Here is a 16,007-nt window from a genome sequence, read left to right as displayed (position 1 = left end):
CTGGGTGGGCGCACGCTTCTCATGCTGCACCACCGCGGGGAACGGGCCCCCGCACCCCCGACAAAATCACAGGCCCGGCAGCCGTGCTGCCGGGCCTGTGGAAAAACCGGTGGGGAGTCGCTGATACGACGTTGCGACCGCGATACCGAATGCTTGTGCGACGGTACGACTTACTGAGCGGGGCCTTCGACGGCCTCGGAGGTCAGCAGTCCCGCGTTGATCTCACGCAGGGCGATCGAGAGCGGCTTCTCGTGGACGTGGGTGTCGACGAGGGGACCGACGTACTCGAGGAGACCTTCACCGAGCTGCGAGTAGTACGCGTTGATCTGGCGAGCCCGCTTGGCCGCGTAGATCACGAGGCTGTACTTCGAGTCCGTGGCCTCGAGAAGCTCGTCGATCGGCGGGTTGATGATGCCCTCGGGCGTGGAGATGGAAGAGGACACGCTCTACCTTCCGATGGATGGGAAAGATGGGTGCAGATGAAGTCTGCGGTGCTCGTGGGACGGCCGCTGAGGAAACGCTGACGATCACACGACGTTCATCAAGGCTAGCAGCTCGCGGGCCACGTCCTCGACGGAGGTGTTGACCAGGGTCGTGTCGAACTCCGGCTCGGCGGCCAGTTCGATCTTCGCGGCCTCCAGCCGGCGCTCGACCACCTCGGGCGACTCGGTGCCCCTGCCCGTGAGCCGGCGCACCAGCTCCTCCCAGGAGGGCGGAGCCAGGAACACCAGCTGGGCCTCGGACATGGACGTACGGACCTGCCGGGCACCCTGGAGGTCGATCTCCAGGAGGACGGGCAGACCCGACTCCAGGTGCTCCAGCACCGCCGCGCGGGGGGTGCCGTAGCGGTTGCCCGCGAACTCGGCCCACTCCAGCAGCTCACCGTTGGCGATCAGCTTGTCCATCTCGTCGTCGGTGACGAAGAAGTAGTGGACCCCGTGCTGTTCCCCCGGGCGCGGCTTGCGGGTCGTCGCCGACACCGAGAGCCAGACCTCGGGGTGTGCCTTGCGCATATGGGCGACGACCGTGCTCTTGCCGACCCCTGAGGGGCCGGAGAGCACGGTCAGCCGCGGACGAGCGTCCGGGGGTACGGGGGACGTCCCCCGGGGTGTTGCAGCCATGCGGCGATTATTCCAGCAATCGAGGGGTGCCCGGGACGCCGGTCCCGGGCCGCCCGGTACTCAGGAGCCGGTGCTGCCGAACTCGCGCTCCAGGGAGGCGATCTGGTTGGAGCCGAGGCCACGCACCCGGCGACTCTCGGAGATGCCCAGCCGCTCCATGATCTGCTTGGCGCGGACTTTGCCCACGCCCGGCAGGGACTCGAGCAGCGCGGAGACCTTCATCTTGCCGACGACGTCGTTCTCCTGGCCCTGCTTGATGACCTCGTGGAGGGAGGCACCGGAGTGCTTGAGTCGATTCTTGATCTCGGCCCGCTCCCGGCGAGCCGCGGCGGCCTTTTCGAGCGCGGCTGCGCGCTGTTCAGGGGTAAGGGGCGGAAGAGCCACGCCTACGTCACCTCGGATGTCGAACTGTCGGATACGGACCGGTGAGGAACCTGATCGCCCCACACCTGGGAGCCACGGGCAACACACTCTTACCCGTTCACTCTCCGTCGGAGACTAGCGTCCAACTCCGCCAGAGTCAGCGAGAACAGAGGAAAAGTCCAGGTCAGCCTCGATCAGGGTGAACATTTGGGGCAAATCGCCCCGGATTCGTCACCCTATCCAGGCCTCGGCAGGCTCCTGCGTCCCTCGTCAACGGCTCAGGCCGGGGTCACGGCCGCCCTGATCTCCTCCGCGTACCGCTCCGCGGCGTCACGCAGCGCGACCACGTCGGCACCGTGGCGCAACACGCCCCGGCTCACGTTCGGCACGACATTGCGCACCGCCTTCCCGAAGACCGCCGGGAGGTCCGCCGCCGTGGCCCCCTGGGCACCGATGCCGGGCGCGAGAAGCGGACCGTTGATCTCCAGGTCGTACGACGACAGGTCGCCGAGCGTCGCGCCGACCACCGCGCCGAAGGACCCCAGGGGCGCCTCCCCCGCGTTCTCGGCGGCCAGGTGGGCGAGCACGGTCGCCGCGACGCTGCGCCCGTCGGGGCGCACCGCGTGCTGTACCTCGCCGCCCTCCGGGTTGGAGGTCAGCGCCAGGACGAACAGTCCCGCGCCGTTCTCCCGGGCCGTCTCCACCGCCGGGCTCAGCGAGCCGTAGCCGAGGTAGGGGGAGACGGTCAGCGCGTCCGAGAACAGCGGGGAGTCCCGGTGCAGGAAGGACTCGGCGTAGGCCGCCATGGTCGAGCCGATGTCGCCGCGCTTGGCGTCCATGACGACCAGCGCGCCGGCCTCGCGCGCCTCGGCGACCGACTTTTCCAGTACCGCGACACCGCGTGAGCCGAAGCGCTCGAAGAAGGCGCTCTGCGGCTTGAGCACGGCGACCCGGTCCGCGACCGCCTCGACGACTGTGCGGCTGAACCGCTCCAGACCGGCCACGTCGTCGTTCAGGCCCCACTCGGCGAGCAGGGAGGCGTGCGGGTCGATGCCGACGCACAGCGGGCCGCGCGCGTCCATGGCGCGGCGCAGGCGCGTGCCGAAGGGGTCGAGTCCGCTCATGCCGTCTTCCTCACGTCGGCGCCCACCGCGTCGGCGAGCGTGCTGTACGGGCTGGTGCGCAGCCGCGCGGCGAGTCCCTTGTGGACGGCACGGCTCCAGAAGGGGCCCTCGTAGATGAGGGCGCTGTAGCCCTGGACCAGCGTGGCGCCGGCCAGGATGCGCTGCCAGGCGTCCTCGGCGTCCTCGATGCCGCCGACCCCGATCAGGGTGATCCGGTCCCCCACGCGCGCGTACAGGCGGCGCAGCACCTCCAGGGAGCGTGCCTTCAGCGGAGCGCCGGACAGGCCCCCGGTCTCCGCGACCAGGGCGGGATCGGAGGCCAGGGAGAGCTCCGCGCGCGCGATGGTGGTGTTGGTGGCGATGATCCCGTCCAGGCCGAGGTCCACGGCGAGGTCGGCGACCGCGTCGATGTCCTCGTCGGCGAGATCGGGGGCGATCTTGACCAGCAGCGGCACCCGGCGGCCGGGGGCGCTGCGGTCGGCGGCCTCGCGGACGGCACCCAGCAGCGGGCGCAGCCGGTCCGCGGCCTGGAGGTCGCGCAGCCCGGGCGTGTTCGGGGAGGAGACGTTGACCACCAGGTAGTCGGCGTACGGTGCCAGCCGCTCGGCGGACTTCACGTAGTCGGCGACGGCCTCGTCCTCCGGTACCGCCTTGGTCTTGCCGATGTTGACGCCCACCACGGTCCGGAAGACGGGTGTGCGGGAGGCCAGACGGGCGGCGACGGCCAGCGAGCCCTCGTTGTTGAATCCCATGCGGTTGATCAGCGCCCGGTCCGGCGTCAGCCGGAACAGCCGCTTCCCGGGGTTCCCGGGCTGCGGTTCCCCGGTCACCGTGCCGATCTCGACGTGGTCGAAGCCGAGCATCGCCATCCCGTCGACGCCGACGGCGTTCTTGTCGAAGCCGGCGGCGAGCCCGAAGGGGCTGTGCAGCCGCAGCCCGAACGCCTCGGTGCGCAGTTCCTCGATGCGGGGGGCGAGCACGGCGGCGACGAAGGTGCGCAGCACGGGAACGCCGGCGACGCGGCGGATCCAGCGGAAGGCCAGCCGGTGGGCCCGCTCCGGGTCCATGCGCCGGAAGATCAGACGGAAGAAGTACGTGTACATCGTGTCCTGTCCCAGGTGGTCCTCATGAAGAGGGGGACACCGTCATCGGTGTCCCCCTCCGGCGGCTCGGCCCTAGTCGCGGGCCGCGGTCAGATGGTGCGCGTGTTCCTGGAGCGAGCGGACGCCCACCTCGCCGCGGTTGAGGGCGTCGATGCCCTGGACCGCCGCGGCGAGTGCCTGGACCGTCGTCAGGCACGGCACGGACCGCGCCACCGCGGCCGTGCGGATGTCGTAGCCGTCGAGACGTCCGCCGGTGCCGTACGGCGTGTTGACGATGAGGTCGACCTCGCCGTCGTGGATCAGCTGGACGATGGTCTTCTCTCCGTTCGGGCCGGTGCCCTCGGACTGCTTGCGCACCACGGTGGCGTTGATGCCGTTGCGCTTGAGGACCTCGGCGGTGCCGGAGGTGGCGAGCAGTTCGAAGCCGTGGGCGACCAGCTCACGCGCGGGGGAGATCATCAGGCGCTTGTCCCGGTTGGCGACCGAGATGAAGGCGCGGCCCCGGGTGGGCAGCGGCCCGTAGGCGCCGGCCTGCGACTTGGCGTAGGCCGTGCCGAAGACGGAGTCGATGCCCATGACCTCGCCGGTGGAGCGCATCTCCGGGCCGAGGACCGTGTCGACGCCGCGGCCGTGGATGTCGCGGAAGCGTGACCACGGCAGGACGGCCTCCTTGACGGAGATCGGCGCGTCCAGGGGCAGCGTGCCGCCGTCCCCCTGGGCGGGGAGCAGGCCCTCCGCGCGGAGTTCGGCGACGGTCGCGCCGAGGGAGATCCGGGCGGCCGCCTTGGCCAGCGGCACCGCGGTCGCCTTCGAGGTGAAGGGGACGGTGCGGGAGGCGCGCGGGTTGGCCTCCAGGACGTAGAGGATGTCGCCGGAGAGCGCGAACTGGATGTTGATCAGGCCGCGCACCCCGACCCCGCGTGCGATGCCCTCGGTGGAGGCGCGCAGCCGCTTGATGTCGTAGCCACCGAGCGTGATCGGGGGCAGGGCGCACGCCGAGTCGCCGGAGTGGATGCCGGCCTCCTCGATGTGCTCCATGACACCGCCGAGGTAGAGCTCCTCGCCGTCGTACAGCGCGTCGACGTCGATCTCGACCGCGTCGTCGAGGAACCGGTCGACCAGCACCGGCCGGGAGGGGCTGATCTCGGTCGACTCGGCGATGTACGACTCCAGCCGGTTCTCGTCGTAGACGATCTCCATGCCGCGTCCGCCGAGCACGTAGGACGGGCGCACGAGGACCGGGTAGCCGATCTCGTCGGCGATGGTCTTGGCCTCGGCGAAGGTGGTGGCGGTGCCGTGCTTGGGGGCCGGCAGGCCGGCCTCCGCCAGGACGCGGCCGAAGGCTCCGCGGTCCTCGGCGGCGTGGATGGCCTCGGGGGGTGTGCCGACGATCGGCACGCCGTTGTCCTTCAGCGCCTGGGCCAGGCCCAGCGGGGTCTGGCCGCCGAGCTGGACGATCACGCCTGCGACCGGTCCGGCCTGCTCCTCCGCGTGGACGATCTCCAGGACGTCCTCCAGGGTGAGCGGCTCGAAGTAGAGCCGGTCGGAGGTGTCGTAGTCGGTGGAGACGGTCTCCGGGTTGCAGTTGACCATCACGGTCTCGTACCCGGCCTCGCTCAGCGCGAAGGAGGCGTGGACGCAGGAGTAGTCGAACTCGATGCCCTGGCCGATGCGGTTCGGGCCGGAGCCCAGGATGATCACCGCGGGCTTCTCGCGCGGGGCGACCTCGGTCTCCTCGTCGTAGGAGGAGTAGAAGTACGGCGTGTCCGCGGCGAACTCGGCGGCGCAGGTGTCGACCGTCTTGTAGACCGGGCGGATGCCCAGTGCGTGCCGGACCTCGCGGACCACGTCCGCGCGCAGGCCGCGGATCTCGCTGATCTGCTCGTCGGAGAAGCCGTGCCGCTTGGCCTCGGCGAGCAGGTCCCGGGTCAGCTCGGGCGCCTCGGCGATCTCGTCGGCGATCTCCTTGAGGAGGAAGAGCTGGTCGACGAACCAGGGGTCGATCTTGGTGGCGTCGAAGACCTCCTGGGGGGTGGCTCCCGCGCGGATGGCCTGCATGACCGCGTTGATGCGGCCGTCGGTCGGGCGGATCGCCTCGTCGAGGCGGAGCGCCTTGTCCCCGGGGTCGCCGACGAAGGTGAACCGGCTGCCCTTCTTCTCCAGCGAGCGCAGCGCCTTCTGCAGGGCCTCGGTGAAGTTGCGGCCGATCGCCATGGCCTCGCCGACCGACTTCATGGTGGTGGTGAGGGTGGAGTCGGCGCTCGGGAACTTCTCGAAGGCGAACCGCGGGGCCTTGACGACGACGTAGTCGAGGGCCGGCTCGAAGGAGGCCGGGGTCTCCTTCGTGATGTCGTTGGGGATCTCGTCGAGGGTGTAGCCCACGGCGAGCTTCGCGGCGATCTTGGCGATCGGGAACCCGGTCGCCTTGGAGGCCAGGGCCGAGGAGCGCGACACCCGCGGGTTCATCTCGATGACGATGACGCGCCCGTCCTCGGGGTTCACCGCGAACTGGATGTTGCAGCCGCCGGTGTCGACGCCGACCTCGCGGATGACGGCGATGCCGACGTCCCGCAGGATCTGGTACTCGCGGTCGGTCAGCGTCATCGCGGGCGCGACGGTGATCGAGTCGCCGGTGTGCACGCCCATGGGGTCGAAGTTCTCGATGGAGCAGACGACCACGACGTTGTCGTGCTTGTCGCGCATCAGCTCCAGCTCGTACTCCTTCCAGCCGAGGATGGACTCCTCCAGGAGCACCTCGGTGGTCGGCGACAGGGTGAGGCCCTGGCCGGCGATGCGGCGCAGTTCGTCCTCGTCGTGGGCGAAGCCGGAGCCGGCGCCGCCCATGGTGAAGGACGGGCGGACGACCACGGGGTAGCCGCCGAGTTCCTCGACGCCCTTGAGGACGTCGTCCATGGAGTGGCAGATGTAGGACCGGGCGGACTCGCCGTGCCCGATCTTCTTGCGGACCTCCTCCACGACGTCCTTGAACAGCTCGCGGTCCTCGCCCTTGTGGATGGCCTCCACGTTGGCGCCGATCAGCTCGACGCCGTACTTCTCCAGGATGCCGTTCTCGTGCAGGGAGATCGCGGTGTTCAGGGCCGTCTGGCCGCCCAGGGTGGGCAGCAGGGCGTCCGGCTGCTCCTTGGCGATGATCTTCTCGACGAACTCCGGGGTGATCGGTTCGACGTAGGTGGCGTCGGCGATCTCCGGGTCGGTCATGATCGTCGCCGGGTTGGAGTTGACCAGGATGACGCGCAGGCCCTCGGCCTTCAGCACCCGGCACGCCTGGGTGCCGGAGTAGTCGAACTCGGCGGCCTGGCCGATGACGATCGGGCCGGAGCCGATGACCAGGACGGACTGGATATCGGTGCGCTTAGGCACGCTGGCCCTCCATCAGGGATACGAAGCGGTCGAACAGGTGGGCGGCGTCGTGCGGGCCCGCCGCCGCCTCCGGGTGGTACTGGACGCTGAAGGCCGGCCGGTCGAGCAGGCGGAGCCCCTCCACCACGTTGTCGTTGAGGCAGACGTGGGACACCTCCACCCGGCCGAACGGGGTCTCGGAGACCTTGTCGAGCGGGGCGTCGACGGCGAAGCCGTGGTTGTGCGAGGTGATTTCGACCTTGCCGGTGCTGCGGTCCTGCACCGGCTGGTTGATGCCGCGGTGGCCGTACTTCAGCTTGTAGGTGCCGAAGCCGAGGGCGCGGCCGAGGATCTGGTTGCCGAAGCAGATCCCGAAGAGCGGGGTGCCGCGTTCCAGGACGCCCCGCATCACGGAGACGGGGTGGTCGGCGGTGGCGGGGTCGCCGGGGCCGTTGGAGAAGAACACCCCGTCGGGGTTGACGGCGTAGACGTCGTCGAGGGTGGCGTTCGCGGGCAGGACGTGCACCTCGATGCCGCGCTGTGTCATGCGCTGGGCGGTCATGCCCTTGATGCCGAGGTCGATCGCGGCGACGGTGAACTTCGCGGTGCCGGCCGGGAGGGCAGCGCCGTCGGGGCCGACGGCGGGGACGACGTACGGCTCGGTGGTGGCGACCTCGGCGGCGAGGTCGGCGCCCTTCATCTCGGGGGCCTCCCGCACGTCGGCCAGCAGTGCGGCGTCGTCCCGTACGGCGTCGCCGCTGAAGATGCCGACGCGCATGGCGCCCCGTTCGCGCAGGTGCCGGGTCAGCGCGCGGGTGTCGATGCCGCTGATGCCGACGACGCCCTGGGCGGCGAGCTCCTCGTCCAGGGCGCGGCGGGAGCGCCAGTTGGACGGCACGCGCGCGGGGTCGCGCACGACGTAGCCGGCGACCCAGATCCGCTGGGACTCGGGGTCGTCGTCGTTGACGCCTGTGTTGCCGACGTGCGGCGTGGTCATCACGACGACCTGGCGGTGGTAGGACGGGTCGGTGAGGGTCTCCTGGTAGCCGGTCATCCCGGTGGAGAACACCGCTTCGCCGAAGGTCTCCCCCACCGCCCCGTAGGCACGGCCGCGGAAGACCCGGCCGTCCTCCAGGACGAGTACGGCGGGAAGCACCTTCTTGCGAGAGGTGGTTCCCCTGGTGGAGGTTGTCATCGTTCGGCGCCTTCCGTCGTGACGTTCGTCTTGCTCATGGAGTCGATGGCCGGGACCCACTCGTTGTGGTCGGCCGCGTGGTCGAAGCGGAAGCCGGAGTCGATCAGCCGCTCGCCGTGTGCCCAGGTGACGACGAGCAGGCCGCCCTCGGTGAGCACTTTGCCGGCGATGCCCTTGTCGAGCCGGGCCCCGCGCAGCGCGTCGGCCGGGACGAAGAAGTCGCCGGCTCCGGGGCGTACGACGTCCAGGCCCGCGTCGGTGAGGGTGAGCTCCACCCTGCTGCGGGTGCCCAGACCGTGCGCCACGATGCGGTCGAGCCACTGACCGGCGGTGGTGGAGCCGTGGTAGCGGCCGCGCGCACTCAGTTTCGCCGGGCCGGGGTCGTCCGGGGTCGTGGGCAGCCCGGGGAGGTCGCTCTGGAGGGTGCCGCGCCACTTCCAGCCCTCGCGCATCAGCCAGTAGACGAGCGCGACGAAGAGGGCGAGGCCGACGACCCAGCCGATCCTGGCCGCCCAGTCGGTCACTTCCGCCGATCGTTTCTCGGCGGCCAGCAGGATTACAGATGTCACGTGAGTTTCCCGTCGACGAGCGTGGCCGTGCCCCGGAGCCAGGTGTGCGTGACACGGCCCGGCAGCTCACGGCCCTCGTACGGGGTGTTGCGGCTGCGCGAGGCGAAGCCCGCGGGGTCCACGGAACCACGGTATGCCGTGTCGACGAGGGTGAGGTTGGCAGGCTCACCGACCGAGACGGGACGGCCGTGCCCCTCGGCCCGTCCGATGCGCGCGGGGGCGAAGGACATCCGGTCGGCCACGCCGGTCCAGTCCAGCAGGCCCGTGTCGACCATCGTCTCCTGGACCACCGACAACGCGGTCTCCAGGCCGACCATGCCCATGGCCGCGGCCGCCCACTCGCAGTCCTTGTCCTCGTGCGGGTGCGGGGCGTGGTCGGTGGCGACGATGTCGATCGTGCCGTCGGCGAGCGCCTCGCGCAGCACCAGGACGTCCCGCTCGGTGCGCAGCGGCGGGTTGACCTTGTAGACCGGGTCGTAGGTGCGCACCAGTTCGTCGGTGAGGAGCAGGTGGTGCGGGGTGACCTCGGCGGTGACCCGGATGCCGCGGGCCTTGGCCCAGCGCACGATCTCGACGCTGCCCGCCGTCGACAGGTGGCAGATGTGGACGCGGGAACCGACGTGCTCGGCGAGCAGGACGTCCCGGGCGATGATCGCCTCCTCGGCGACGGCCGGCCAGCCGCCCAGGCCCAGCTCGGCGGAGACGACGCCCTCGTTCATCTGGGCGCCCTCGGTCAGCCGGGGTTCCTGCGCGTGCTGGGCGACGACGCCGTCGAAGGCCTTCACGTACTCCAGGGCGCGCCGCATGATCACGGCGTCGTGGACGCACTTGCCGTCGTCGGAGAAGACGGTGACGCCGGCCGCGGACTCGTGCATGGCGCCCAGCTCGGCGAGCGTGCTGCCCTCCAGGCCGACGGTGACGGCGCCGACGGGCCGTACGTCGCAGTAGCCGTGCTCCTTGCCGAGCCGCCAGACCTGCTCGACGACGCCGGCGGTGTCGGCGACCGGGAAGGTGTTGGCCATGGCGAACACGGCGGTGTAGCCGCCGCTCGCCGCCGCGCGGGTGCCGGTCAGCACGGTCTCGGAGTCCTCGCGGCCCGGCTCGCGCAGATGGGTGTGCAGGTCGACCAGGCCGGGCAGCAGCACCTTGCCGGCGGCCTCGACGACCTCGGCGCCCTCGGCGCTCAGTCCGGTGCCGACGGCCGCGACGGTCCCGCCGTCGATCAGCACGTCCTGCGGGTCGCCGCCGAGCACCTTCGCACCGCGGATCAGGGTCTTGCTCATGGTGTTACTTCTCCTCCGTGGTGCGGGTGAGGGCGGTTTCGTTGCCGCCGAGCAGCAGGTACAGGACGGCCATCCGGATGGAGACCCCGTTGGTGACCTGCTCGACGACGGTGCAGCGGTCGGAGTCGGCCACCTCGGCGGTGATCTCCATCCCGCGGACCATGGGGCCGGGATGCATCACGATCGCGTGCTCGGGCATCCGCCGCATGCGTTCGCCGTCGAGACCGTAGCGCCGTGAGTACTCGCGCTCGGTCGGGAAGAACGCGGCCTTCATGCGCTCGCGCTGTACGCGCAGCATCATCACGGCGTCGGACTTGGGCAGGGTGCGGTCGAGGTCGTAGGAGACCTCGCAGGGCCAGGACTCGATGCCGACCGGCAGCAGGGTCGGCGGGGCGACGAGGGTGACCTCGGCCCCGAGGGTGTGCAGCAGGTCGACGTTGGAGCGGGCCACCCGGCTGTGCAGGACGTCACCGACGATCGTGATGCGCCGGCCGGCGAGGTCATGGCCGATCCCGGCGTCCGGGCCGACGAGCCGGCGCCGCATCGTGAAGGCGTCGAGCAGGGCCTGGGTGGGGTGCTGGTGGGTGCCGTCGCCGGCGTTGATGACGTGCGCGTCGATCCAGCCGGAGGTGGCCAGCCGGTACGGGGCCCCCGAGGCGCCGTGCCGGATGACGACGGCGTCGACCCCCATGGCTTCCAGGGTCTGCGCGGTGTCCTTGAGCGACTCCCCCTTGGAGACGCTGGACCCCTTGGCGGTGAAGTTGATGACGTCCGCGGACAGCCGCTTCTCGGCGGCCTCGAAGGAGATCCGGGTCCGGGTGGAGTCCTCGAAGAAGAGGTTGACGACGGTCCGGCCGCGCAGGGTCGGCAGTTTTTTGATCGGCCGGTCGGCGACCCGGGCCATCTCCTCGGCGGTGTCGAGGATCAGGACGGCGTCGTCACGGGTGAGGTCGGCGGCCGAGATGAGATGACGGTGCATCTGTCAGGCTCCGTAGGACGGTTCAATCGGAAGAACGGGAGAATCCGGGCACCCGAAGGCGCGGAGGCGCCCCGGGCCGGCGCACGCCGACGACGTGCGCCCGGATCACTACGGGGAGGGCCGCTTGGCGCCGAGCAGCACGGTGTCGCGACCGTCCTCCTCGGCGAGCAGGACCTTGACCGTCTCCCGCAACGACGTGGGGAGGTTCTTGCCGACGTAGTCGGCACGGATGGGCAGTTCGCGGTGGCCGCGGTCGACGAGAACGGCGAGCTGCACCGCGCGGGGGCGCCCGATGTCGTTCAGCGCGTCGAGGGCGGCGCGGATGGTGCGCCCGGAGAAGAGCACGTCGTCGACGAGGACGACCAGCCGGCCGTCGATGCCGTCACCGGGGATCTCGGTGCGGGCCAGCGCACGCGGCGGGTGCATGCGCAGGTCGTCGCGGTACATGGTGATGTCGAGCGAGCCGATCGGGACCGTGCGTTCGGTGACCTGCTCGAGCTTGGCGGCGAGCCGCTGGGCGAGGAAGACGCCCCGGGTCGGGATGCCGAGGAGAACCACGTCGTCGGCGCCCTTGGCGCGCTCGACGATCTCGTGGGCGATGCGGGTCAGTACCCGCGCGATGTCGGGGCCTTCGAGAACGGGCCGCGCATCGACGTGCGTGTCCATCTGATCCATGTGAACGGACCTCCTTCTCCGCCTCACGGGACGGACCTTAAAGGACGTCGGAATTGCGTCGCCCACGCTATCAGGTCGGCAGCGACACCCCTGTTTCACCCCTTCGTCCGCTGTCACTCACCCCCCTGGCGCAACCGGTCCGGGTAGCACGGAAGAGTCGGTGTGGACCATTCGGCTTGACGGGCGAGAGTAACTCTGCGTAACCTCACAGTGAGTTACCAGCCGCGCGGCCTGGAAACATGCCAGCCGCGTCGACACAGTGCCGGGGAGCTATATGTCCAGCGAATACGCCAAACAGCTCGGAGCCAAGCTCCGGGCGATCCGCACCCAGCAGGGCCTTTCCCTCCACGGTGTCGAGGAGAAGTCCCAGGGCCGCTGGAAGGCGGTCGTGGTCGGTTCGTACGAGCGCGGCGACCGCGCCGTGACCGTACAGCGTCTTGCCGAACTGGCGGACTTCTACGGCGTTCCGGTGCAGGAACTCCTTCCCGGCACCACTCCGGGCGGAGCCGCCGAGCCGCCGCCCAAGCTGGTCCTCGACCTGGAGCGGCTGGCCACGGTGCCGCCGGAGAAGGCGGGCCCGCTGCAGCGGTACGCGGCGACGATCCAGTCCCAGCGCGGCGACTACAACGGCAAGGTGCTCTCGATCCGCCAGGACGACCTGCGCACCCTCTCCGTGATCTACGACCAGTCCCCCTCGGTCCTCACCGAGCAGCTGATCAGCTGGGGCGTCCTGGACGCGGACGCGCGCCGTGCGGTCGCCTCGCACGAGGAGAGCTGATTCCGAAGCGCTCTGCGGGTTGAGCAGAAACGTACCGCCGGGGTGGCCCGAACCTGTCAGGTTCGGGCCACCCCGGCGGTCTTCGTCCGGCCGACCCGTCGCTCCCGTCGGCCGGACGCCTCGTCACCGGAGGGGGCGGGCTCACCGAGTACGCCGGAGGGCCCGCAGCACGATCGCTGCGGGCCCTCCGGCGTGTCTGTGCCGGCTCGGGGACCTGCCGGGCGCCTGTACCGGTTCCTGTCCCGGTGGCGGTGCCCGCTCAGGTCTCGTCGCGGCGCAGCGAGGGCTTGAGTTCCTTCAGCCGGCCCAGGAGGCCGTTGATGAACGAGGGCGACTCGTCCGTGGAGAACTCCTTCGCCAGTTGCACCATCTCGTCGAGGACGACGGCGTCCGGGGTCTCGTCGACCCAGATCAGCTCGTACGCGCCGAGACGCAGGAGGTTGCGGTCGACGACCGGCATCCGGTCCAGCGTCCAGCCGACCGAGTACTGGGCGATCAGCTCGTCGATGCGCCTCGCGTGCTCCGCGTAGCCCTCGACCAACTGCATCGTGTACTCGCTCACCGGCGGCTGCCGGGTGTCGGACCGGGAGTGCCGGACCCAGTCCGCGAGGACTGTCAGAACGTCGGCGCCGCGCTGGTCGCCCTCGAAGAGGATCTGGAAGGCGCGCTTGCGGGCCGTGTTGCGGGCAGCCACGGTTAGCTGTTCACCCGGCCGAGGTAGTCGCTGGTACGCGTGTCGACCTTGATCTTCTCACCGGTGGTGATGAAGAGGGGGACCTGGATCTGGTGACCGGTCTCCAGCGTGGCCGGCTTGTTGCCGCCGGTGGAGCGGTCACCCTGGACGCCCGGCTCGGTCTCGGCGACGGTCAGCTCGACGGCGGCCGGCAGCTCGACGAAGAGCACCTCGCCCTCGTGCTGGGCGACGGTGGCCTCGAAGCCCTCGACGAGGAAGTGGGCGGCGTCGCCGACGACCTTGCGGTCGATGTGCAGCTGGTCGTAGGTCTCCATGTCCATGAAGACGAAGTAGTCGCCGTCCATGTAGGAGAACTGCATGTCCCGCTTGTCGACGGTGGCCGTGTCGACCTTCACACCGGCGTTGAAGGTCTTGTCGACGGTCTTGCCGGAGAGCACGTTCTTGAGCTTGGTGCGCACAAAGGCCGGGCCCTTGCCGGGCTTGACGTGCTGGAACTCGACTACGGACCAGAGCTGGCCGCCTTCGAGCTTGAGCACCATGCCGTTCTTGAGGTCGTTCGTGGAAGCCACGTTGCGGAATCTCCTGGACTGACGTGAGACGACCCGGGGCCGGCGCTCGGCGCGAGGCTAGAGCGCCAGCAGCTCCTTGGTCGTGATGGTGAGTAGCTCGGGTCCGCCGTCCGCCTCGGGGCGTACGACGAGCGTGTCATCGATCCGGACACCGCCCCGGCCCGGGAGGTGAACCCCTGGTTCGACGGTGACCGGCACACAAGCGTCCAGTTTACCCATGGCCGCCGGGGTCATTCGCGGGTCCTCGTCGATTTCGAGCCCGACTCCGTGTCCGGTGACGGCCGGAAGGGCCTCGGCGTACCCGGCCCCGTCCAGCACCTGGCGGGCCGCGCGGTCCACGTCACGGCAGGCGGCGCCGGGCACGAGGGACTCCCGTCCGGCCCGCTGAGCGGTGAAGACGAGGTCGTACAGCTCGATCTGCCAGTCCGCGGGGGCGGTGCCGATGACGAACGTACGGCCGATCGCGCAGCGGTATCCGCGGTAGGCGGCGCCGAGACAGACGGAGAGGAAGTCGCCCTCCTCCACCCGCCGGTCCGTGGGCCGGTGGCCGGGCCGCCCGGAGTTCGGGCCGGTGGCGACGGAGGTGGCGAAGGCGGGGCCGTCGGCGCCGTGGTCGACCAGCCGGCGCTCCAGCTCCAGCGCGAGATGCCGCTCGGTGCGGCCGACGAGGATCGACTCCAGCAGCTCGCCCAGGGCCTGGTCGGCGATCTCCGCGCCGATGCGCAGACAGGAGATCTCCTCCTCGTCCTTGACCACCCGGAGCTGCTCGACCGCTGTTCCGACGTCGGCCAGCCGCAGCCGGGGGGCGGCCGAGCCCAGGGCGCGGTGCCGGGCCACGGTGAGGTGGTGCTCCTCGACGGCCAGGGAGTCGGCGCCCTGGGCGGCGGCGAGACCGGCGGCCAGGGCGGCCGGATCGCCGCCGTCCCCCGGTACGACGTGAACACGCAGCGCCTCGTCGGGCCGGGCCTGCGGGAAGCGGTCGTCGAGGGGCGCGGCGCACACCAGCAGGTCCTCGGCCGGGCCCAGCAGCAGCACGGTGTCCTCGGGGACGGCGCCCGCGAGGTAGCGGACGTTGGCGGGCCGGGACACCAGCGCCGCCGCGCTGCCGCCCGCGTTGCAGCACTCCCTCAGCCGCGTCCGGCGGACCGCGTACACCTCAGACATGACCCGAGCCTATGAGCGATGGCCGGATACCGCCGGTCGAGAGGTCCGAGTGGGCGGGCCGGCCCGGGGGCGGCGGCGCCGTGGGGCGGGGTTCACCAGGCCGGAGGGCTGGCGATGGACCGGGCCAGGACGTCGTCCAGGACCGCGGCCGTCTCCGGTATGCCGAGCTGGGAGTTGTCGATGATCGGGAGGCCGGAGCCGTACCAGCCGGCCATGCGGCCGTGGATGCGGGCGACCTCCTCGTCGCCGAGGCGGCGGTTGCCGGACCGCTCCGCGTTGCGTTCCAGGACGATGTCCAGGCCCGGCAGCAGGACGACGGGCAGCAGGCCCGGCCCCACATGCCGTTTCCAGCCACCGAGGCCGACGACGGGGCGGTCGGGGAAGACGGCGTCGTCGAGGATGCAGGAGATGCCGTTGGCGAGGAAGTTGCGCGCGGCGAAGCCACAGGTGCGGCGGGCCAGCCGGTACTGCGCCTCCGAGTGGTCGTTCCACCCGGTCTGCGGATCGGCGAAACCCGACCTCACCCACTCCCGTACGTCGTCCAGGCTGATGTGCGCGGTCGGCACCCGGCGGTGGTCCGCCCAGTACTTGGCGACGCTGGTCTTCCCCGCCCCCGCCGGGCCTATGAGCAGCACCGCGAGGGTCGTACCGGCCGGGTCGGGGGCCGCGGGGGCCTGCGGGACGCTGGGCACGGCCACGGGGCCGCCGGGCGGCAGCCGCACATGACCGGTGGTCTCCGGCGGCGGAACCGAGGGATGCCCGGCCCGCGGAACGCCCGCGGGCCGGGGCACCGGCCCGGGCGGGGGCGCGGGGTATCCCGGAGCCGGAGGGACTGGAGGTGGTGGGGGCACCGGGGCGGGCCCCTGGTGCGCTCCCGGGTGGTGTGCGGCCGGTGACCAGCCGTCGGCCGGTCCGTGCCCCGGTCGGTGGGGCGGCGGCAGCGGAGAACCCACTGCGTGCTGCATCCGGTGCCACTCCGTCTCGGTCTGCTGGGCTCGGTTCACTCGCCACAGGCGACAAGCACTGAAGG

The 16,007-nt window shown here is 70.8% G+C and carries 16 protein-coding genes; 1 reads left to right on the top strand and 15 read right to left on the bottom strand.

The window, feature by feature from the left end:
• Positions 1 to 170 precede the first annotated feature (170 nt).
• From rpoZ to pyrR, 11 genes are all read right to left on the bottom strand, one after another.
• Complete coding sequence (rpoZ, locus tag ACTWJ9_RS28165) at positions 171 to 443, bottom strand: DNA-directed RNA polymerase subunit omega (protein ID WP_006382157.1); 273 nt, start codon at positions 441 to 443, stop codon at positions 171 to 173.
• A gap of 84 nt (positions 444 to 527) precedes the next feature.
• Positions 528 to 1,121 (bottom strand): guanylate kinase, encoded by a 594-nt coding sequence (gene gmk / locus ACTWJ9_RS28160; RefSeq protein ID WP_279337071.1) that lies wholly within the window; start codon positions 1,119 to 1,121, stop codon positions 528 to 530.
• 60 nt (positions 1,122 to 1,181) lie between these two features.
• On the bottom strand, positions 1,182 to 1,505 hold the full coding sequence (locus ACTWJ9_RS28155; protein ID WP_279337070.1) for an integration host factor: 324 nt from the start codon (positions 1,503 to 1,505) through the stop codon (positions 1,182 to 1,184).
• Positions 1,506 to 1,762: 257 nt separating this feature from the next.
• On the bottom strand, positions 1,763 to 2,608 hold the full coding sequence (pyrF, locus tag ACTWJ9_RS28150) for an orotidine-5'-phosphate decarboxylase (protein ID WP_279337069.1): 846 nt from the start codon (positions 2,606 to 2,608) through the stop codon (positions 1,763 to 1,765).
• Complete coding sequence (locus ACTWJ9_RS28145) at positions 2,605 to 3,711, bottom strand: quinone-dependent dihydroorotate dehydrogenase (RefSeq protein ID WP_279337068.1); 1,107 nt, start codon at positions 3,709 to 3,711, stop codon at positions 2,605 to 2,607. The genes pyrF and ACTWJ9_RS28145 overlap by 4 nt, the downstream gene beginning before the upstream one ends.
• Before the next feature lie 72 nt (positions 3,712 to 3,783).
• Entirely contained in the window at positions 3,784 to 7,092 is a 3,309-nt protein-coding gene (gene carB / locus ACTWJ9_RS28140) for a carbamoyl-phosphate synthase large subunit (RefSeq protein ID WP_279337067.1), read from the bottom strand.
• Positions 7,085 to 8,266 carry a glutamine-hydrolyzing carbamoyl-phosphate synthase small subunit gene (gene carA, locus ACTWJ9_RS28135; RefSeq protein ID WP_387040339.1) on the bottom strand — a complete coding sequence of 394 codons (1,182 nt, stop codon included), beginning with the start codon at positions 8,264 to 8,266 and terminating at the stop codon, positions 7,085 to 7,087. The genes carB and carA overlap by 8 nt, the downstream gene beginning before the upstream one ends.
• Positions 8,263 to 8,835, bottom strand: a complete 573-nt coding sequence (locus tag ACTWJ9_RS28130) for a PH-like domain-containing protein (protein WP_279337065.1) — start codon at positions 8,833 to 8,835, stop codon at positions 8,263 to 8,265. Before ACTWJ9_RS28130 ends, carA begins: the two co-directional genes overlap by 4 nt.
• Complete coding sequence (locus ACTWJ9_RS28125) at positions 8,832 to 10,118, bottom strand: dihydroorotase (protein WP_388707757.1); 1,287 nt, start codon at positions 10,116 to 10,118, stop codon at positions 8,832 to 8,834. The genes ACTWJ9_RS28130 and ACTWJ9_RS28125 overlap by 4 nt, the downstream gene beginning before the upstream one ends.
• Before the next feature lie 4 nt (positions 10,119 to 10,122).
• Positions 10,123 to 11,097: an aspartate carbamoyltransferase catalytic subunit gene (locus ACTWJ9_RS28120; protein ID WP_279337063.1), complete on the bottom strand. Its 975-nt coding sequence runs from the start codon at positions 11,095 to 11,097 to the stop codon at positions 10,123 to 10,125.
• Between the two features lie 108 nt (positions 11,098 to 11,205).
• The gene (gene pyrR, locus ACTWJ9_RS28115; protein ID WP_279337062.1) at positions 11,206 to 11,772 is read right to left on the bottom strand and encodes a bifunctional pyr operon transcriptional regulator/uracil phosphoribosyltransferase PyrR; all 567 of its coding nucleotides are present in this window, start codon (positions 11,770 to 11,772) and stop codon (positions 11,206 to 11,208) included.
• A 274-nt stretch (positions 11,773 to 12,046) separates the two neighbouring features.
• Between pyrR and bldD the strand changes: the two genes are divergently transcribed.
• On the top strand, positions 12,047 to 12,550 hold the full coding sequence (gene bldD, locus ACTWJ9_RS28110) for a transcriptional regulator BldD (RefSeq protein ID WP_279337061.1): 504 nt from the start codon (positions 12,047 to 12,049) through the stop codon (positions 12,548 to 12,550).
• Between the two features lie 259 nt (positions 12,551 to 12,809).
• Here the strand turns inward: bldD and nusB are convergent, their stop codons facing one another.
• From nusB to ACTWJ9_RS28090, 4 genes are all read right to left on the bottom strand, one after another.
• Positions 12,810 to 13,244: a transcription antitermination factor NusB gene (nusB, locus tag ACTWJ9_RS28105; protein ID WP_388707752.1), complete on the bottom strand. Its 435-nt coding sequence runs from the start codon at positions 13,242 to 13,244 to the stop codon at positions 12,810 to 12,812.
• 2 nt (positions 13,245 to 13,246) lie between these two features.
• Complete coding sequence (gene efp / locus ACTWJ9_RS28100) at positions 13,247 to 13,813, bottom strand: elongation factor P (protein WP_279337059.1); 567 nt, start codon at positions 13,811 to 13,813, stop codon at positions 13,247 to 13,249.
• 57 nt (positions 13,814 to 13,870) lie between these two features.
• Positions 13,871 to 14,977, bottom strand: coding sequence for an aminopeptidase P family protein (locus ACTWJ9_RS28095; RefSeq protein WP_443294912.1), 1,107 nt, complete (start codon positions 14,975 to 14,977; stop codon positions 13,871 to 13,873).
• Between the two features lie 92 nt (positions 14,978 to 15,069).
• A complete protein-coding gene (locus tag ACTWJ9_RS28090) occupies positions 15,070 to 15,942 on the bottom strand; it encodes a Pro-rich N-terminal domain-containing protein (RefSeq protein ID WP_279337057.1) in 873 nt (290 codons plus the stop codon).
• Positions 15,943 to 16,007: the final 65 nt, after the last annotated feature.

It is taken from the genome of Streptomyces sp. GDS52 (assembly GCF_052246875.1).
Classification (GTDB): Bacteria; Actinomycetota; Actinomycetes; order Streptomycetales; family Streptomycetaceae; genus Streptomyces; species Streptomyces cathayae.
This window is presented reverse-complemented; position numbering and strand designations above follow the sequence as displayed.